Consider the following 17,535-nt stretch of genomic DNA (forward strand, 5'->3'; position numbering starts at 1 on the left):
CGCCCGCTCGGCGCTGAACTCAGTGCCCGGATCGGCGCTGCCGTTCAACTGGACCGCCGCGACACACGGCCCCCGCCGGAGCTGGGCTTGGGTGACCGGACAGAATGGGAGCGTGTCGGACCTTCCTCGCAAGGCGCTGAGCCGGACCGCGAAACTTGCCAGCCTGCCGCTCGGCGCCGCCGGGCGGGCCACGGTCGGCCTGGGCAAGCGCATCGGCGGTGCGCCCGCGGAGGCCGTGCTCGCCGAGTTCCAGCGCCGTACCGCGGACCAGCTGTTCGCCGTCCTGGGTGAGCTCAAGGGCGGCGCGATGAAGTTCGGGCAGATGCTCAGCCTGATGGAGTCGGCGATGCCGGAGGAGTTCGCGGCGCCGTACCGGGCGACCCTGACCAAGCTGCAGGACTCCGCCCCGCCGATGCCGGCCTCGACCGTGCACACGATCCTGTCGCGGGAGCTCGGCAAGCGCTGGCGGGACCGCTTCGAGGAGTTCGACGACCGGCCGGCGGCGGCCGCGTCGATCGGCCAGGTGCACCGCGGGCGGCTGAAGGACGGCCGCGAGGTCGCGGTCAAGCTGCAGTACCCGGGCGCTGCCGAGGCCCTGCGCTCCGACCTGCGCCAGCTCGGCCGGTTCGGCCGGACGATCGGCACGATGATTCCGGGCCTGGACGTGAAGCCGCTGGTCGCTGAGCTGCAGGAGCGGATCGGCGAGGAGCTCGACTACGACCGCGAGGCGCAGGCCCAGCAGCAGTACGCCGACGCGTTCAAGGACCACCCGGAATTCGTGGTGCCGCGGGTGGTCAAGCACTCGCCCACGGTGATCGTGTCGGAGTGGATCGAGGGCCGCCCGCTGTCGTCGTACATCACCGAGGGCACCAAACAGGAGCGGGACGCGATCGGGCTGAAGTACGTCCGGTTCATGTTCAGCGGACCGAAGTACGCCGGTCTGCTGCACTCCGACCCGCATCCGGGCAACTTCCGGGTGATGGCCGACGGCCGGCTCGGCGTGGTCGACTTCGGCCTCTGCGCGCGGCTCCCGGACGGCCTGCCGCCGGCAATCGGGCGGCTGCTGCGGATCTCGCTGAACGGCGACGGCGTCGCGGTCCGGGACGGGCTCAAGGCCGAGGGCTTCATCAAGCCGCGGATGGACATCGATCCCGAGCAGCTGATGGACTACCTGGCGCCGTTCGCGGAGCCGGCCCGCTCGGAGACGTTCCAGTTCAGCCGGGCCTGGATGCGCGCGCAGGCGAACCGGACCGGTGACTTCCGGTCGCCCAACGCGGGGCTGGCCCTGCGCCTCAACCTGCCGCCGTCGTACCTGCTGATCCACCGGGTGTGGATCGGCGGGATCGCCGTCCTGTCCCAGCTCGAGGCCGAGGCGCCGTTCCGCGCGGTCCTGGAGGAGCTGCTGCCGGGCTTCACCGACGACTGAGGGCCGGCAGCTCCCGCAGGGTGACCGCGAGCAGGATCGCCATCGCGGTCAGGGCCACGGCGGTCAGTGCGGCCGCCAGGTGGAGGCCTGAGGTGAAGGCGTCGCGGGCCTGGTCGAGTACGTCGGCCGCGGCCCCCTGGCTGACTGCTTCGCCCAAGGAGTTGCCGCCACGACCGTCCGTCCGGCCGCGGTACACCGCGGTGACGACGCTGCCGAGGACGGCGATCCCGAGGGCGTAGCCGAACTCGTTGCCGGTCTGGGTCAGCGCGCCCGCCGAGCCGGCCTTCTCCGGCGGGACGGACCCGATCACCAGGTTCGTCCCCAGGATGACCAGGGCGCCCGGCCCGAAGCACTCGAACGCGAAGGCGATCACCAGCACGGTGGTCGACGTGGTCAGGCTGACGACGACCATGCCGACGACGGTGAACGCGACGCCCACCGGGATCAGGACCCCCGGGCGGATCCGCTGCGCCAGCCGCGGGGCGAGCTGGAAGCCGATCGTGGACGTGATCATGCCCGGCACCAGCGCGAGACCGGCCTGCAGCGGGGTCATCCCCTTGACCAGCTGGAAGTACTGCGCGACGAACACCATCACGCCGCCGGACAGCATCGAGTACGCCGTCATGCTGCCGAGCGTCACGCTGAAGGTCCGGCGGGTGAACAGCCGTACGTCGACGAGCGGGTCCACCAGGCGCAGCTGCCGCCGTACGAAGATCCAGCCGAACGTCGCACCGGCCACCAGCGCCACGACCGACTCCGCGTCGGCGCCGTGCGCGGCGAGGTGCTTCAGGCCGTGGATCGCCGGCAGGATCGCGGCCAGCGACAGGACGACGCTCGGCCCGTCGATCCGCCCGGCCCGCTCGTTGCGGTACTCCGGGAGGATGAACGGCCCGGCCGCGAGCAGCGCCACCATCGCGGGGACGCCGATCAGGAACGCCGAGCCCCACCAGAAGTGGTTGAGCAGGACACCGCCGACGATCGGACCGACGATCGCGCCGACGGTGAAGCACCCGCCCCAGACGCCCAGCGCGGTGGCCCGCTGCCGCTCGTCCGGGAAGATCGTCGAGATCAGCGACAAGGTGCACGGCGCGATCGCGGCGCCGGCGATCCCCAGCACCGCGCGGGCGCCGATCAGCATGCCGGGGCTGACGGAGTACGCCGCCACGATCGAGGCGACGCCGAACACGGCAGCGGCGATCAGCAGCAGCCGGCGGCGGCCGATCCGGTCGCCCAGGGTGCCCATGGTGACCATCAGGCCGGCGACCATGAACCCGTACACGTCCAGGATCCACAGCTGCTGGCTGCTGGTGGCGCCGAGCGCCTCGGTGACGGCCGGAACGGCGAGCAGCATCACGAACAGGTCGAGCGACACCAGGAGCGTGGCCAGGCACAGCACACCCAGCGCGATCCACTGCCGTCTGCTGGTCACCACGGCGGCTACCTCGAGGGTCATCGATCCGGTCCTTCCGAGAGGGTGTCTTCACCCCCTGCGTCGAGCGGATCGGCCGTGGATCGACACATCGCCCGGATTTTGTCCCAGCCGTGCCCTAGCGTGGTCGGCTCCTGCCGACGATGGGAGCTGGACCATGCACCGGATCGGGAATCTGCCGGAGGTCGTGTCGCCCGAGGACTGGCTCGTGGCGCGCCGGGAGCTGCTGGCGCGGGAGAAGGAGATGACCCGCGCGCGGGACCGGCTGAACGCCGAGCGACGGCGGCTGCCGATGGTCCGGATCAGCAAGGCGTACGTGTTCGAGGGTCCGGACGGGCCGGTCAGCCTGCTCGACCTGTTCGCGGGGCGCCAGCAGCTGGTGATGCATCACTTCATGTTCGGCCCGGACTGGGACGAGGGATGCCCGAGCTGCTCGTCGGCGGCCGACGAGATCGGCAACCTGCGCCAGCTGCACGTCCGCAATACGTCGCTGGTCGCGGTCTCCCGAGCGCCGTACGAGAAGCTCGCGGCGTTCAAGGCCCGGCTGGGCTGGACGTTTCCGTGGTACTCGTCGTACGGGAGCGACTTCAACTACGACTTCCACGCAACCCTGGACGACCGGGTCGCGCCGGTGCTGCTGCACTTCCGCACGCAGGAGGAGCTGGCCGCGGAGAAGGGCACGCCCTGGACGGACGGGCCGTGGACGCCGGACATGAACGGCGAGGAGATGCCGGGGATCAGCACGTTCCTGCGGGTCGACGACGACGTCTTCCACACCTACTCGACCTTCGGGCGCGGCATCGAGGACTTCCACAACTGCTACCGGTACCTCGACCTCACCGTCCTCGGCCGCCAGGAGGCGTGGGAGGAGCCCGCCGGCCGGGCCGAACCGCTCGGGCTGCAGGTCGGCGGTCCCGCGATGCGCGTCCCCGATCAGTACGAGGGGTGACTCACCAGTAGACCGGGTCCAGCTTGCCCTCGATGTTGCGGACGTTCTCCCGGGCGCACTGGTCGCAGTACAGCAGCTTGCGGCCGTCCTCGATGGAGGTCACCCAGGTCAGCGGCGCGTTCTCCGACTCCGCCTGCTGACCACACAACGCACAGGTAGCTCTGCTCACGGGCCATAGTGTTGCACCACCGGTCCCCAGGAATCGCCGCACCTCGGCGTTGAACGCCTCGGGTGCCTCGAGGTTGATCTCGTGACCGACTCCGGGCAGCACCGCGAGCTCCGCGGCGGGGATCGCCGAACGCAGCGCAGCGGCGACCGTGCCGACCGGCGCGCGCTGGTCGTACTCGCCCCACAACAGCAGGGTGGGGACGGAGATCGTCGGGAGGACCGCGTTCAGATCTGCTTCGGCGAAGGCGCTCAGCATCGGCAGCATCCCCGCCCGGCGACTCTCGAGCATCATCGTTCGGACCAGCTCCAGCGTCCCGGGCGGCACCGGCCCGTCGAAGAGAGTGGGCAGGTAGCCGTCCAGCCACTCCTCCGGCGGCCGGTCTGCCTCCGCCCGGACCCGGCAGATCCGGGCCTCGACCTCTGCCGGCGGCAAAGAGCCCTTCCAGCCGGCGTACGCCCCCGCCAGGACCAGCGAGCGGACGAGCTGCGGGTGGCGTTCCCAAACGGCCAGAGCCAGGCCGGCGCCCCAGGACAGGCCGCCCAGATGGGCACTGTCGACACCCAGCCCGGTGAGCAGCGCCACCAAGGCGTCGGCGTAGTCGGACATCGTCATCTCACCGGGCGGGTCGTCGGAGGCGCCACAGCCGGGTGCGTCCCAGGCGATCACGTCGTACCGGTTGGCGAGCCCGGCCAGCTGCGGCTGCCAGGCGCGGCCGTCGCTCCACCCGCCGTGCAGCAGCACCAGCGCCGGCCCCTCCCCGGCCCGGTGGTAAGCCAGCCTCCTGCCGTCGATGTCAGCCAGCTTCATCGCCCGGCACCTCCCCCCGCCTATGCTCCTCAGCATGCGCTGGGTGATCCACGGTGAGGAAGAGGCTTGGTCCAATCCGTGGCTGAGTGTGCGGCGGCTGGACGTGGAGCAGCCCGACGGGCGCCGGTTCGACTACCACGCGGTCCGGTTGAAGGACATCGCCGCCGCGGTCGTCACCCGGGACGGCTGTGTGCTGCTGATGTGGCGGCACCGGTTCCTGACCGACACCTGGGCGTGGGAGATCCCGATGGGGATCATCGAGCCTGGTGAGACTCCGGAGGCCGCCGCGGCGCGGGAGCTCGAGGAGGAGACCGGCTGGCGGGCGGACGGGCTGACCGAGCTGATCCGCTCCGAGCCCGCCGCCGGGATCACCGACTCCCGGCACTTCGTCTTCCGGACGACGGGTGTGCGGTACGCCGGACCGCCGACCGAGCTGAACGAGTCCGACCGGATCGAATGGATCCCGCTGGCCGACGTCCCGGCGATGATCGCCCGGCACGAGATCGTCAGCGGCATCACGCTGGTCGGGCTCCAGCAGCTGCTGCTGTCCGAACGTGGCTGAGGGGCGGCACCCCCGGTGGGTGCCGCCCCTCAGTGATTCAGCTGGTCAGGCTGTGCTTGTGGTGGATCAGACCAGGCGGGCGAGTGCGAGGCGCGCGCGTGCGCTGGCCCTCTCGGCTCGCCGGCCGGCCCGCTCGGCCTGCTTCTGCGCCTTCTCGATCTGGTGAGCGAGGCGGAAGCGCCGGTTCTGCTCGGCGTCGTTCAGCAAAGTACGACAATGAGCACGGGCGAGATCTTCATGAAGTAAATGCATTTCGGTGCTCCTGGTAAAAGTCTGAGTGGTCACGTTCGGACTCGATTCGGATGGGTTGAGGTCGTCAGGCTGCGGTTACGGTGTCACTCTTGCGGGGACGCCCACGGGGCCGCTTGCGCGGAACCACCACTCCCTGGACGAACAGCTCGCCGCCCCACACTCCCCACGGCTCGGAACGCTCGAGCGCTCCGGCCAGGCACTCGGCCTTCAGCGGGCAGGTGGTGCACAGCGACTTTGCGTACTCGACGTCCGCCGGCGATTCGGCGAAGAAGAGTTCTGGCGCGTAGGACCGACAGGGCAGGTCCTGCGACGTTGCGACCTCGGTGAAGACATCGAGGAAGCTAACGCTCATTCCGGTCACCTCCCAGTGACTTTGGTGCTGATCTCTTGTCGTCCGTGACGGCTGCCGGTTGACAGCCACCAAAACTGTGTTGACAAACAAAAGGGCCGCGGGACCCTTGACGGGTTCCGCGGCCTTGGAGGTGCCGGCTCTGACGCTTGTCAGACCGGTGGACTCCATGCTCGAGAACCCGAACCGCCGTGCTTCACATCGCCGACAGCTCCGCCCTTGAACTGGGCAGCGCCGGAAGCCATGAGCACAACGGTCGCGACGTGCAGGCGCGGCGAGGCACCCTGAATCGGGGCGCACGGCAGCGCGGCAGCGTCGCTGAACGGCTTCTTGACCGTGTTGATGTTCATTCCAGGGCACCTCCTCTCGTTGTGGCGAAGCGGGCGGTTAGCTCGATCGCTATGGTGGTTTGAAGTTTTCGGCCAGGCTTCGACCGCAGAAAGAACAGTACGCCGTCCGCGCCGGAGCCTGCAAACTATTTATCGCCAGTTCGCGAAGTTGGCCGGAAGTTGCCGCTCCGGCGGCCGGATCTGGCTGCCGAACCCTGCTTCCGGCACGCTCCGGGGCGCCGTCCGCACGCTCCGAGATCGTTGCCTCTGTCACCTAACTGCCACGTCTGCCAGGAGCAGAATGCGGCACGTCCTCCAGCATGCGCCGCGATCGCCTTCCCGGCAAGCACATTTAGCCCTGCCGGGCGGGGTACCGCAAGGACGCGACCTGGGGGTGAGGAGGCCGGCGATGACGAACGAGACAGCAGTGGGAGTTCCGGGCGGCGAGGCAGGCAGGCCACGCGAGATCCCGACCCGCGGGTGGTGGCAGATCCTGCGGCGGGCGTGGGCCGAGGCCAAGGCCGACCAGGTGCCGTTGCTGGCCGCCGGTGTCGCGTTCTTCGGGTTCCTGTCCGTGTTCCCGGCGATCATCGCGGCCGTCCTCGCCTACGGGTTGGTCGCGGATCCGGCGCAGATCCGGAACCAGGCCGAGGACCTGGCGAAAGCGATGCCGGCCTCGGGCCGCGATCTGCTCCTGCAGCAGATCGACTCGCTCACCTCCGCCCCGCAGCGCAGCCTCGGCATCGGTGTCGCGATCGCCGTCCTCCTCGCGCTGTGGAGCGCGTCGAGCGGCATCGGCTACCTGATCACCGCCGTCAACCTCGCGTACGACGAGGACGAGTCGCGGGGTTTCGTCCGCCGGAAGGTGCTGGCCCTCGGTCTGACGCTGGGTGCGATCGTCTTCGTCCTGCTCGCCGCCACGCTGTTCTCTGTCGGGGCCGCGATCGGGAACGACGTACCGGCGCCGGTGCGCTACGCGCTCGTGGTGCTCCGGCTGGTGCTCGCCCTGGCCCTGATCAGCATCGCGCTGGCAGTCATCTACCGGATCGCCCCGAACCGGGAAGCGCCGCAGGTCCGCTGGGTCTCGGTCGGCGCCGGCGTCGCCACCGTCATCTGGCTGCTCGCCTCGATCGGTTTCTCGGTGTACGTCGAAACGTTCGGGAGCTACGCGAAGACCTACGGCAGTCTGGCGGCGGTGGTCGTCCTGCTGATGTGGCTCTGGCTCACCGCGTACGCCATCTTGCTCGGTGCGGAGATCAACGCAGAGTCGGAGCAGCAGACGATCCGCGACAGCACCACCGGCGAACCGCGACCGCTCGGTGCGCGCGGGGCCGTCAAGGCGGACTCGGTCCCGGCCAAGGACTGACTACCGGGTACAGAGGTTGAGGATCTTCTCGCCATACTTGGACAGCTTGGTGTGGCCGATGCCGGGGATCTGGCGGAGCGCCTGGGCGTCACCCGGCCGGGTCTCGGCGATCGCGGTCAGGGTCGCGTCGGTGAGGATCACGAACGCGGGCATCTTCTCGGTCTCCGCCTGCTCGGTGCGCCACTCGACCAGCGCGTCGTACAGCTTCTGGTCGATCGTGGACGGGCAGTCCTCGCAGCGGCCCAGCTTGCGGGCGCCCGGGTCCAGCAGGCCGCGCCCGCAGACCCGGCACTTCGGGATCGGGCGGCCCGATCGTGGCTCGCCCGACGGGCGCTCGTAGCCGACGGACGCCGACGGGGTCCACTCGGTCCGCGCCGTACGGACGCCGATCGGGTCCAGGAAGCGCGTCGGCCCCCGCGTGCCGCGGCCGCCCGGCGAGCGGGAGGTGGACCAGCTGATGAACAGCTGCTGCTTGGCCCGGGTCACCCCGACGTAGAACAGCCGCCGCTCCTCCTCCACCTGGGCAGGCGTCTGGGCGTAGCTGATCGGCAGCGTGCCCTCATGAGCCCCGACGATGAAGACGCACTCCCACTCCAGACCCTTCGCGGCGTGCAGCGTCGCCAGCGTGACGCCCTCTGCCAGCGGCGCGTGCTGGATCGTCGCCCGCCGGTCCAGCTCGGCCATCAGCTCCGGCAGCCGGGCCTCGGGATGCCCGGCCGCGAAGTCGCTCGTCATCGTCACCAGCGCGCTCAGCGACTCCCACCGGTCCCGCACGGCGCCGGTCCCGGTCGGCGGCTCCTGCGTCCATCCCGCCCCGGCGAGCACTCCGGTCACGGTGGTGACCAGGTCGTCCGAGCCTTCGCCGGCCTTGACCTGCCCCCGCAGCAGTACGGCGGCCTGGCGGATCTCCGCCCGCTCGAAGAACCGCTCCGCGCCCTTCAGCACGGTCGGGATCTTCCGCTCGGCCAGCGCTTGCTCGAAGTTCTCCGACTGCGCGTTGGTCCGGAACAGGACGGCGATGTCCCGCAGCGGCACACCCTCGTCCCGCAGCCGGACGACGGCGCGCGCCACAGCGTCCGACTCCGCGACCTCGTCGGAGTACTCCCGGTAGACCGGAACCGGGCCGGCCTCCTTCTGCGACCGCAGCGTGACCCGACCGGGCAGCCCGGTCGGTCCGGCCGCATCCAGGATCTTGTTCGCCACGTCGACGATCTGCGGCGTCGAGCGGTAGTCGCGGACCAGCTTGATCACGGTCGCCGACGGGTGCCGGGCCGCGAAGCGCACCAGGTTCTCCGGGTCGGCGCCGGCCCACGAGTAGATGGTCTGCGCCGGGTCCCCGACCACGCAGACATCCTCACGGCCGCCCAGCCACAGGTCGAGCAGGCTCTGCTGCAGTGGTGAGACGTCCTGGTACTCGTCCACGACGAAGGTCCGGTACTGCCGGCGGATCTCCGCGGCCACTCGCTCGTCCTCCGCCAGCAGCGCGACCGTGCAGAGCAGCACGTCCTCCAGGTCGATCCGGCCGCGCTCCAGCTTGACGTCCTCGTACGCCGCGAAGATGCGGGCGATCGTCGGCGGGTCGAAGGCCGCCAGCGCCCGCGCCGACCGGGGCGCCAGCCGGGCGTAGTCGTCCGGGCGGACGTTGCTCACCTTGGCCCACTCCACCTCACCGGCCAGGTCGCGCAGCGCGGGCGTGTCCACCCGGACCCGGCAGCGGGACGCGGCCTCGGTCAGCAGCGGGAACTTGCGGTCCGCGATCGGCGGCAGCTCCCCGCCGTACACCTTCGGCCAGAAGAAGCGGGCCTGCCGGAGCGCGGCGGAGTGGAACGTGCGGGCCTGCACGCCCTGGACGCCGAGCTGCGCGAGCCGGCCGCGCATCTCCCCGGCGGCCCGCTGGGTGAACGTCACCGCGAGCACCCGGACCGGGTCGAAGGTGCCGGTGCGCACGCCGTACGCGATCCGGTGGGTGATGGCCCGGGTCTTCCCGGTGCCCGCGCCGGCCAGCACCGCGACGGCTCCGTGCAACGAGGTCGCGACCGCCCGCTGCTCCGGATCGAGAGCCTCGAGGAGGTCATCGGCGGAGCCGGGGCGGCGTGTGAAGTCGCTCACGGGCTGGGTCATGCGGGAACAGCACCACCTGCAACATGGTTCGGATACGTCGAGGGCAACCCTAGACGGCGCGCCCGACATAATCCCCTCCCACTCCACAAGGAGTCCGCCGATGTCGGCATTCACGATGTACTCCACGCCTTGGTGCGGCTACTGCCACCGGCTCAAGGGCCAGCTCAAGCGAGCCGGCATCGAGTTCACCGAGATCGACATCGAGCAGGTCCCGGGCGCGGCCGAGATCGTCGAGAAGATCAACAACGGGAACCAGACGGTGCCGACGGTGGTCTTCCCGGACGGCACCGCGATGACCAACCCGTCGCTCGCCCAGGTCGCGGACAAGCTCGTCGCCTGACACCCGACTCAGGTCATATCGCCTGAGTTATGGACTTTACGGTCATGGCCGTTATACCTTGCGATGAACGCCGTCGCAGGGAGTCCGCCCATGTTCTCGCGCCGTTCATTCCGCCATGCCCTGATCACGCTCGCCGCCATGCTCGGTCTGCTCGCCACGAGCGGCCTGCACGCGGCGGCGGCCCCGCCGGGCGACGCGCCCCCGGACCTGCCGCACCCGTTCCCGTCGGAGAACTGGCCGCTCGGCACGCCGACGAAGCCGTTCGCGCCCAGTGCCGATGTCGTCAAGGACCTCGGCTCACCGGTCAGTTCGCTGACGATCATGGAAGGCGCGATCGGCCGCACCCCTGACGGACGCGACGTCGTGTACGCCGTGCCGGCAGGTGAAAACGCTCGTTTGAACGTGGTCGACCTGCACACCCGCGAGTTGATCCGGACCGTGCCGTTGCAGGGCGCGGCGGGCGGCTGGGCGATCGTCGTGACGCCGAACGGCGACGTCTACCTCGGTACGTACGCCAACGCGCACCTGTACCGCTACAGCCCCGCCACCGGTGAGGTGACCGACCTGGGTCAGCCCATCCCCGGTCAGTCTCAGATCTACGGCCTGACGTCCGACCCGGCCGGCAACGTGTACGCCGGGACGTACCCGAACGCCCACGCGTTCAAGTACGACACGACGACGGGACAGGTCACGGACTACGGCTCGCTCGACCCGGTGCAGCAGTACGCCCGGTCCACGGTCTACGACCCCGACCACAACAAGTTGTTCGTCGGCGTCTCGACTCCGAACGCCCGGCTGCTCCGCATCGACCCGGACACCAAGGTGGTCGAGGACATCACTCCCCCGGGCACGACCGCGAAGGACTTCATCGACCTGGACTACGCCGGCGGCAAGGTGTTCGCGAACGCCAGCAGCCGGCTGGTCGTGGTGGACGCGGTCACCGGTGAGCAGGTCAAGTACACCGACGCCACCACCGGTCAGCTCGTGATGGACTACCCGATCGCCGCCCGCGGCGTCTCCGCCGCCGGGCCGGGTGGCGTCTACTTCACCAACAACACCCTGTCGCTCACGCACTACGACCTGAACACCAACACGGTCGGTCCGGTCTCGCCGCCGCGCACGCTGACCCGTGGCGCGTCCATCGGCTACGGCTGGGTGACCGAGAACGGCGTACCGGTGCTGTACGGCCTGGCCGGCAACTACTCCGGCGGCACGTTCCGCTACAACCCGGCGGACGGGACGCTCGCGCAATGGAGCTCGCCGTTCCAGTACGTACCGTCGCCGCTGATGCACGAGCTGGCCGATCCCAGCACGGGCAAGGTGTTCGTCAACGTCTACCTGAACGGCTCCACCGCCGTGTACGACCCGGCGACCGGCAAGTCGACGGTCACGACCCGGCAGGGCCAAGTGGAGGGCTGGGCCTGGGACGGCAACGGCAAGATGTACGTCGGCATCTACCCGTACGGCCGGCTCTCGCTCTGGGACCCGAGGCAGCCGGACAGCCCGACCAACCCGAAGGAGCTGTTCAGCCTGGTCGACAGCGACCACCAGAACAGGCCGGTCGCGGTGGTCCCGGCGGGCAACCGCGTGTACGTCGGAACCACCCCGGCGTACGGCGAGTACGGCGGCGCGCTGACCGTGTACGACGTACCGACCGGCAGCCACACGGTCTACCGCAACCTGGTGACCGACCAGACGATCTCCTCCGTCGTACCGGCAGGCGCTGACGTCTGGGTCGGCTCCAGCATCGAGGGCGGTCAGGGCACCGAGCCGCGGGCCACCGAGGCACACCTGGTGAAGGTGAACCCGTCGACAGGACAGGTGCTCACCGACATCGTCCCGGTGTCAGGCGCGGCCAGCATCAACGAGCTGGTGACCGGACCGGACGGCAACATCTGGGGTCTGGCCGACGGGATCGTGTTCGCCATCGACCCGGCGACCGGCGAGGTGAAGCGCCTGCTGCCTGTGTTCAGCGGATTCACCGGCTCACAGGACGGTGCGCTGTCCTGGCGCGACGGCTACCTGTACGGCGTGACCGGCGGCCGGCTGTTCGTGCTGGACATCCTGAGCGGCGACACGACCGTCCTGCGCAACCGCGGCCTCAACCGGCTCACCCAGACGCCGGACGGCACCTACTACACGCTGCTGCGGCCGGACGGCTACATCAACCCGACCAACCTGGCCTCGTACACGCCGCCTGTCGACCCCTGTCCGCAGTCCGACGTCCGGCCGACGGTCTGGACCGGCAACATCGACAGCCACGTCCAAAACCGCTTCCTGACGTACGGCTGCACGCTGACCGACGTGCTGCCGGACGCCGAGGCCGACTGGCCGAGCCACAGCGCCTACGTCAGCGCGGTCGGTCAGAAGGTGCGAGAGCTCCAGGCCAACGGTTCCATCGAGCGCTGGGAAGGCACGCTCATCGTGACCGCTGCCGCCCGCTCCGACGTGGGCCGGTGATCACCAGCTCCCGGTGAGGCTGTCGCCGTACCAGCCTTCGATCAGGCGGCGGGAGATCGAGATCGCTCCCGGGAGGGCCATCGTGCCGGCTTCGACCAGCGCGCGGAGGTCCTCCCGGGTGAACCACTTCGCCTCGGCGATCTCGTCGGCGTCCACCTCGATGTCGAAACCGGTCGCCTTGGCGTAGAACCCGAGCATCAGGCTGGCGGGCAGCGGCCACGGCTGGCTGCCGGCGTACTCGATCTCCGGCCCGACGATCACGCCGGACTCCTCGAGCACCTCCCGGCGGACGGCGGCCTCCAGGGACTCGCCGGGCTCCACGAAACCGGCCAGCGTCGAGTACCGGCCGGCGGGCCAGGCCTCGTTGCGGCCGAGCAGCGCGCGGTCCTGGTCGTCGGTGACGAGCACGATGATCGCCGGGTCGCTGCGCGGGAAGTGGCTGCGGCCGCAGACCGGGCAGTGCCGGACGTGGCCGGCCTCCACCACCTCGGTGTGCTCACCGCAGTTCGCACAGTGCGTGTGGACGCCGTGCCAGTTGGACAGGCCGATCAAGTGGACGGCGATTCCCGCCTCGCGGTCGTCCAGGACGGCGCCCAGCTCGCGCAGACCGCCGTACGACTCGTCGGCCTCACCGTCGACCAGGACACCGAAGACCGCGCGGCCCTCGGCGGTCATCCCGGCGCCCGACTCGCGGTCGATCCCGAGGAAGATGCCGGTGCCTTCGGGCGCTTCGGACGGCGGCACGAAGCGCAGCGCGGAGCGGTCGTCGACCACCTGGATCTGGTCGCCGGCCACCACGACCACCTGCGTCTCCGGCGAGGCCCACGCCTTCTCCAGCCAGTCGTCGTCACGGCGACGGTCGGCGGCGCGGTCGAGCACGGGCCGGGACAGGGCTAGCGAACCAGGTGCGATGGAGTAGGCCACGTACCTCAACATATCCCGCCCGCATGAGAGCATCCCGGCATGAGTATTCACATCGCCGCCGAGAAGGGGCAGATCGCACCGCGGGTGCTGTTCCCGGGGGACCCGCTGCGGGCCAAGTGGATCGCGGAGACCTACCTGTCCGACGTGATCTGCTACACCGAGATCCGCAACATGTTCGGGTTCACCGGCACCTACAAGGGTGAGCGCATCTCCGTGCAGGGCTCCGGCATGGGCCAGGCGTCCGCCTCGATCTACGCCAACGAGCTGTTCGACGAGTACGACGTCCAGACGCTGATCCGGGTCGGCACCTGCGGCGCGCTCACCGAGGCGGTCCGGGTCCGCGACGTGATCGTGGCGATGTCTGCGAGCACCGACTCGCAGATGAACCGGCTGCGCTTCCACGGCATCGACTACGCCCCGACGGCCGACTACCAGCTGCTCCGCGCGGCGGTGGACGCGGCCGAGGCGGCCGGGCTGAACGTGCACGTCGGCCAGGTGTTCTCCGGCGACCTGTTCTACAACGACCGTCCGGACCTGGTCTCGCGGACCGCGGAGTACGGCGTGCTCGGCATCGAGATGGAGGCCGCGGCGCTGTACACGCTGGCCGCCAAGTTCGGCCGCCGCGCGCTCGGCATCATGACGGTGTCGGACCACCTGATCACGCACGAGGTGACGTCCGCGGAGGAGCGCCAGACGACGTTCTCCGAGATGATCACGATCGCGCTCGACGCGGCGATCGAGGTGCCGGTCTGAACCCGCGGTCCGGCGCTGCCGCACTGCTCTGCGCAGCGCTCCTCGCCGGGACGACGGCATGCTCTGGCGACAAGCCGGAGCAGGCCGGCAGCCCGAGCGCTTCAGGCACAACAGCGACCAGCAGCACCACGCCCTCGGGACCTGAGGAGACGTTGCCCGACCTGACCGCCGCACAGGTCGTGGCTGCACTCAGCGCGAAGAGCTACCAGTGCAGCACCGACGAGGCGTACGAGACGTGCAGCCAGGGCATCACCTCGGTGCAGGTGCTCATCGGCAACCACCCGCGTCCGCCCGTTGTGTCACTGCAAGCGTCCGGGTCGCCCGCGGAGGCGACGACGAAGCTGGCCGAATTCGCACCGCAGGCGCTCGAGCTGGCGCACGTGAACCCGCGCGGTCAGATCGTCGACTGGCTGAAACAGCAGCAGGGCAAGACGACCGCCGCGACGACGGCCGGCAACTGGAACGTCGAGTTCTCCACCGAGGCCGAGTCCGAGGCGCCCGGTGCGATCCTCACCCTCACCGACAAGCTCTGCAAGGCGAACTGCGGAGCCGAGTAACCCGTCGGGCTACGCCGCGACCAGCTTGGGCAGGACCTGCAGCAGCCGGCCGGTCAGCAGGTCCGGGACCTTCTCCGGATTGGCGGCGTAGCCGACGACGGCCTGCTCGAACAGGCCGTCGATCAAGGCGTACGCCGTCGGCGCGTCCACGGCCGCTGCGGTTCCGGTGAGATCGGCGTACCGACTGAGGATCCGCCAGATCATCTCTTCCAGCAGCTGGTCGATCGCCTCGACGTCCGGCCGGAGCTGCTCCTCGAACATGCTCTGCGCCCGCAGGTCGTACCAGAGCTTGTGCATCGGGGTCTCCTCGACCAGCGTCTGGGTCATCTTGCCCAGGAACCCGGTGACGAGGTCCTCCCCCGACGTCGCGGTCTCGACCACCTCGTCGTACCGCCGGGAGCACTTCGTCTTGTAGTAGCGCACGCAGTAGCTGATCAGATCGATCTTGTCGCGGAAGTAGTAGTGCACGACGCCGTGCGTGAACTCGGAGTTGTTCGCGATCTCCCGCAGGCTGGTGCGCGCGTACCCGAGCTCGCCGAGGGTCTTCAGCGCGGACTCGGCCAGCGCGATCCGGCGGCGCTCGATCTTGTCGATCCCGGAGACGCGGGCAGGCCGCTCCTCAGCCGCGGACGCCACAGCACTCACCCACTCTCGAATCGGGGCCGATGCGTCAGAGTACCCCGCCCCGGGCCAGGCGCGTCCCGCGGCGGGGAGATTTCTTGACAAGTGTCAAACAAAGTCTTGACGAGTGTCAAAGGACTGGCCAGAGTGTGAAACAGCCCGTGCGAGCAGAAGGAGCTTCAGATGGGTTCACTCGATCTCTCCGGCCGCAAGGCCCTGGTCACCGGCGGCGCGCAGGGACTCGGCGAGGGGATGGCGAAAGCCCTCGCCGCGGCCGGCGCCAAGGTCGTGATCAGCGATATCCAGAAGGACGCCGGCGAGGCCGTCGCCGACGCGCTCGACCAGCAGTACGGCGGGGGCTTCGGGTTCGTCGCCCACGACATCACCGACGACGGCGACTGGGAGAACGCGGTGGTCGCCGCCAACGACATCCTCGGCGGCCTCGACATCCTGGTGAACAACGCAGGCATCGAGATCACCAGCCTGCTCACCGAGGTGACCGCCGACCAGATCCGCAAGATGCTCGAGGTCAACGTGCTCGGCACCACGCTCGGCATCAAGTGGGGCCTGCGGACGATGCGCCCGGACGGCCTGGCCGGTCAGGGCGGCGCGATCATCAACGTCGCATCGGTCGCCGCCACCATCGCCTTCCCCGGCATCGCGGTCTACTCCGCGACCAAGTCCGCCGTCGACCGGCTGACCCGGGTCGCCGCGATGGAGTCCGGCAAGCTCGGGTACGGCGTCCGCGTCAACTGCATCTACCCGGGCCTGGTCCCGACCGCGATGGGCGCCGGCCTGGCGAACGACGTCGCGCAGCTCGGACTGTTCGAGTCGCCCGAGGCCGCGGTCGCCGCGGTGGTCGGGCTGACCCCGGCCGGCCGGCTCGGCGAGGTCTCGGACATGGCCGACGCGGTCGTCTTCCTCGCGTCCGAGGAGTCCCGCTTCATCACCGGTATCGGCCTGCCGGTCGACGGCGGAATGGGGATGTGATGACCACGAAACCCGTTGTCGTGTACGGCGCGTCCGGCTACACCGGGCGGCTCGTCTGCGAGTACCTGCGGCAGTATCACGTGCCCTTCGTGGCCGCCGGCCGTGACGAGACGAAGCTCAAGGCTTCGATGGACTCACATGTTCCCGGTATCGAGACAGCCGACTACGAGATCGCCGCGGTCGACCATGACGTTGATGCGCTCACCGAGCTGTTCACGGGTGCGTCCGTCGTCCTCAACACGGTAGGACCCTTCAGTGAGCTCGGTCCGGTAGCGGTGGAAGCCGCACTCGCTGCGGGTGCGCACTACACCGACACGACCGGCGAGCAGGACTGGCTGATCACCTGCGACGAGAAGTACGGTCCGCAGTTCGCCAAGGCCGGTCTGGTGCTGGCTCCGGGCATCGCGCAGATGTACACGACCAGCGAGATCGCCGCGCAGCTCTGTCTCGAGCAGCCCGGGCTGGACTCTCTGGACATCGCGGTGTTCTGGGGCGGCAGCCCGACCATCGCTTCGACCCGCACGATCCTGGTGAACGCCGCGACGTCGAAGGCGCACTACTTGGAGGGCAACCATTACGTCGAGTTCCCGGAGCAGGGTCTGGTGCCCCTGGTGGTTCCGGGCCAGCACGAGCTCGCCCTGTCGCTACCGTGGGGCGGCATGTCACATCCGGTGTGGTTCAAGCGCGATCCACGGGTGGCGAACTGCAAGGCGCAGGGCGGTGTATTCAACGCGGCGCTGATGAACGGGGTCCCGCAGATCGTCGCCGCGGCGCTGGAGGCCACCAAGGACATGGCGCCGGACGAGCGGAACGCCGCACTGACGGAGACCGCTCGCCAGGTGATGAACGAGATGCCGCCGCGGGAGAACCCGCGCGTCAACAAGACGCTGGACTCGGTGCACGCGTCCGGGCCGCTCGGCCGGGCGCACTGTGTCATCCACGGCAACAGCAACTACCAGCAGACCGGTCTGCTCCAGGCGTACGCGGCGTACTCGCTGCTGCAGACGCCACCGAAGCGGGTCGGTTTCGCCAGTGGTTGTCAGGCCTTCGGTCACCGCGAGCTGCTCGGCGTACTGCGGAGCTTCGGGCTGGTGTCCGAGCCGCAGCTGACGGTGCAGCACTAGAGGAGTT

18 protein-coding genes are annotated in these 17,535 nt (G+C 69.6%); 10 read left to right on the forward strand and 8 right to left on the reverse strand.

All coding sequences use genetic code 11. The annotated features are described in order from the left end of the window. Nucleotides 1-112 precede the first annotated feature (112 nt). Nucleotides 113-1,426 carry an ABC1 kinase family protein gene (locus ACWEOO_RS30860; protein WP_359925732.1) on the forward strand — a complete coding sequence of 438 codons (1,314 nt, stop codon included), beginning with the start codon at nt 113-115 and terminating at the stop codon, nt 1,424-1,426. Here ACWEOO_RS30860 and ACWEOO_RS30865 read toward each other — a convergent pair. After that, nucleotides 1,413-2,879 carry an MFS transporter gene (locus ACWEOO_RS30865; RefSeq protein ID WP_452146039.1) on the reverse strand — a complete coding sequence of 489 codons (1,467 nt, stop codon included), beginning with the start codon at nt 2,877-2,879 and terminating at the stop codon, nt 1,413-1,415. The genes ACWEOO_RS30860 and ACWEOO_RS30865 overlap by 14 nt on opposite strands. A 133-nt stretch (nt 2,880-3,012) precedes the next feature. Between ACWEOO_RS30865 and ACWEOO_RS30870 the strand changes: the two genes are divergently transcribed. Further along, a complete protein-coding gene (locus tag ACWEOO_RS30870; RefSeq protein WP_452146040.1) occupies nt 3,013-3,804 on the forward strand; it encodes a DUF899 domain-containing protein in 792 nt (263 codons plus the stop codon). Between the two features lies 1 nt (nt 3,805). Here the strand turns inward: ACWEOO_RS30870 and ACWEOO_RS30875 are convergent, their stop codons facing one another. Next, nucleotides 3,806-4,780 carry an alpha/beta fold hydrolase gene (locus ACWEOO_RS30875; protein WP_452146041.1) on the reverse strand — a complete coding sequence of 325 codons (975 nt, stop codon included), beginning with the start codon at nt 4,778-4,780 and terminating at the stop codon, nt 3,806-3,808. Nucleotides 4,781-4,814: 34 nt separating this feature from the next. Here ACWEOO_RS30875 and ACWEOO_RS30880 point away from each other — a divergent pair, with 34 nt between their 5' ends. Next, nucleotides 4,815-5,342 (forward strand): NUDIX hydrolase, encoded by a 528-nt coding sequence (locus ACWEOO_RS30880; protein WP_359925742.1) that lies wholly within the window; start codon nt 4,815-4,817, stop codon nt 5,340-5,342. Nucleotides 5,343-5,408: 66 nt separating this feature from the next. Here the strand turns inward: ACWEOO_RS30880 and ACWEOO_RS30885 are convergent, their stop codons facing one another. The 3 genes from ACWEOO_RS30885 to ACWEOO_RS30895 form a co-directional block, all read right to left on the reverse strand. Continuing rightward, the gene (locus ACWEOO_RS30885; protein ID WP_359925745.1) at nt 5,409-5,627 is read right to left on the reverse strand and encodes a hypothetical protein; all 219 of its coding nucleotides are present in this window, start codon (nt 5,625-5,627) and stop codon (nt 5,409-5,411) included. A 31-nt stretch (nt 5,628-5,658) separates the two neighbouring features. Further along, nucleotides 5,659-5,946, reverse strand: a complete 288-nt coding sequence (locus ACWEOO_RS30890) for a WhiB family transcriptional regulator (protein ID WP_131285495.1) — start codon at nt 5,944-5,946, stop codon at nt 5,659-5,661. 149 nt (nt 5,947-6,095) lie between these two features. Continuing rightward, entirely contained in the window at nt 6,096-6,293 is a 198-nt protein-coding gene (locus ACWEOO_RS30895) for a hypothetical protein (RefSeq protein ID WP_359925748.1), read from the reverse strand. Between the two features lie 388 nt (nt 6,294-6,681). Here ACWEOO_RS30895 and ACWEOO_RS30900 point away from each other — a divergent pair, with 388 nt between their 5' ends. Further along, entirely contained in the window at nt 6,682-7,638 is a 957-nt protein-coding gene (locus ACWEOO_RS30900; protein ID WP_452146042.1) for a YihY/virulence factor BrkB family protein, read from the forward strand. Here the strand turns inward: ACWEOO_RS30900 and ACWEOO_RS30905 are convergent, their stop codons facing one another. Next, nucleotides 7,639-9,759, reverse strand: coding sequence for an ATP-dependent DNA helicase UvrD2 (locus ACWEOO_RS30905; RefSeq protein ID WP_452146043.1), 2,121 nt, complete (start codon nt 9,757-9,759; stop codon nt 7,639-7,641). Between the two features lie 100 nt (nt 9,760-9,859). Here ACWEOO_RS30905 and ACWEOO_RS30910 point away from each other — a divergent pair, with 100 nt between their 5' ends. Both ACWEOO_RS30910 and ACWEOO_RS30915 read left to right on the forward strand, forming a co-directional pair. Further along, nucleotides 9,860-10,099 carry a mycoredoxin gene (locus ACWEOO_RS30910; protein ID WP_355700203.1) on the forward strand — a complete coding sequence of 80 codons (240 nt, stop codon included), beginning with the start codon at nt 9,860-9,862 and terminating at the stop codon, nt 10,097-10,099. A gap of 90 nt (nt 10,100-10,189) precedes the next feature. After that, complete coding sequence (locus tag ACWEOO_RS30915; RefSeq protein ID WP_452146044.1) at nt 10,190-12,559, forward strand: hypothetical protein; 2,370 nt, start codon at nt 10,190-10,192, stop codon at nt 12,557-12,559. On the opposite strand, the gene nudC is transcribed toward ACWEOO_RS30915, so the two are convergent. Continuing rightward, nucleotides 12,560-13,483 carry an NAD(+) diphosphatase gene (nudC, locus tag ACWEOO_RS30920; protein ID WP_452146045.1) on the reverse strand — a complete coding sequence of 308 codons (924 nt, stop codon included), beginning with the start codon at nt 13,481-13,483 and terminating at the stop codon, nt 12,560-12,562. A 39-nt stretch (nt 13,484-13,522) separates the two neighbouring features. On the opposite strand from nudC, the gene deoD reads away from it, so the two are divergent. Beyond that, entirely contained in the window at nt 13,523-14,236 is a 714-nt protein-coding gene (gene deoD / locus ACWEOO_RS30925) for a purine-nucleoside phosphorylase (RefSeq protein ID WP_359925762.1), read from the forward strand. A 152-nt stretch (nt 14,237-14,388) separates the two neighbouring features. Continuing rightward, nucleotides 14,389-14,793, forward strand: coding sequence for a hypothetical protein (locus ACWEOO_RS30930; RefSeq protein ID WP_452146046.1), 405 nt, complete (start codon nt 14,389-14,391; stop codon nt 14,791-14,793). 9 nt (nt 14,794-14,802) lie between these two features. Here ACWEOO_RS30930 and ACWEOO_RS30935 read toward each other — a convergent pair whose 3' ends face one another. After that, nucleotides 14,803-15,438 carry a TetR/AcrR family transcriptional regulator gene (locus tag ACWEOO_RS30935; protein ID WP_355700208.1) on the reverse strand — a complete coding sequence of 212 codons (636 nt, stop codon included), beginning with the start codon at nt 15,436-15,438 and terminating at the stop codon, nt 14,803-14,805. 159 nt (nt 15,439-15,597) lie between these two features. Between ACWEOO_RS30935 and ACWEOO_RS30940 the strand changes: the two genes are divergently transcribed. Both ACWEOO_RS30940 and ACWEOO_RS30945 read left to right on the forward strand, forming a co-directional pair. Continuing rightward, nucleotides 15,598-16,404, forward strand: a complete 807-nt coding sequence (locus ACWEOO_RS30940; RefSeq protein WP_359925768.1) for an SDR family NAD(P)-dependent oxidoreductase — start codon at nt 15,598-15,600, stop codon at nt 16,402-16,404. Then, the gene (locus ACWEOO_RS30945) at nt 16,404-17,528 is read left to right on the forward strand and encodes a DUF5938 domain-containing protein (protein ID WP_452146047.1); all 1,125 of its coding nucleotides are present in this window, start codon (nt 16,404-16,406) and stop codon (nt 17,526-17,528) included. Before ACWEOO_RS30940 ends, ACWEOO_RS30945 begins: the two co-directional genes overlap by 1 nt. Nucleotides 17,529-17,535: the final 7 nt, after the last annotated feature.

Source organism: Kribbella sp. NPDC004138, assembly GCF_053603655.1.

What these genes read in the sequence shown, in the direction of transcription:
- ACWEOO_RS30900 (WP_452146042.1), top strand. Translation starts at nt 6,682, where the DNA reads ATGACGAACGAGACAGCAGTGGGAGTTCCGGGCGGCGAGGCAGGCAGG.
- ACWEOO_RS30865 (WP_452146039.1), bottom strand. Translation starts at nt 2,879, where the DNA reads ATGACCCTCGAGGTAGCCGCCGTGGTGACCAGCAGACGGCAGTGGATC.
- ACWEOO_RS30945 (WP_452146047.1), top strand. Translation starts at nt 16,404, where the DNA reads ATGACCACGAAACCCGTTGTCGTGTACGGCGCGTCCGGCTACACCGGG.
- ACWEOO_RS30940 (WP_359925768.1), top strand. Translation starts at nt 15,598, where the DNA reads ATGGGTTCACTCGATCTCTCCGGCCGCAAGGCCCTGGTCACCGGCGGC.
- ACWEOO_RS30890 (WP_131285495.1), bottom strand. Translation starts at nt 5,946, where the DNA reads ATGAGCGTTAGCTTCCTCGATGTCTTCACCGAGGTCGCAACGTCGCAG.
- ACWEOO_RS30880 (WP_359925742.1), top strand. Translation starts at nt 4,815, where the DNA reads ATGCGCTGGGTGATCCACGGTGAGGAAGAGGCTTGGTCCAATCCGTGG.
- ACWEOO_RS30905 (WP_452146043.1), bottom strand. Translation starts at nt 9,759, where the DNA reads ATGACCCAGCCCGTGAGCGACTTCACACGCCGCCCCGGCTCCGCCGAT.
- ACWEOO_RS30915 (WP_452146044.1), top strand. Translation starts at nt 10,190, where the DNA reads ATGTTCTCGCGCCGTTCATTCCGCCATGCCCTGATCACGCTCGCCGCC.
- ACWEOO_RS30910 (WP_355700203.1), top strand. Translation starts at nt 9,860, where the DNA reads ATGTCGGCATTCACGATGTACTCCACGCCTTGGTGCGGCTACTGCCAC.
- ACWEOO_RS30895 (WP_359925748.1), bottom strand. Translation starts at nt 6,293, where the DNA reads ATGAACATCAACACGGTCAAGAAGCCGTTCAGCGACGCTGCCGCGCTG.
- deoD (WP_359925762.1), top strand. Translation starts at nt 13,523, where the DNA reads ATGAGTATTCACATCGCCGCCGAGAAGGGGCAGATCGCACCGCGGGTG.
- ACWEOO_RS30870 (WP_452146040.1), top strand. Translation starts at nt 3,013, where the DNA reads ATGCACCGGATCGGGAATCTGCCGGAGGTCGTGTCGCCCGAGGACTGG.
- ACWEOO_RS30875 (WP_452146041.1), bottom strand. Translation starts at nt 4,780, where the DNA reads ATGAAGCTGGCTGACATCGACGGCAGGAGGCTGGCTTACCACCGGGCC.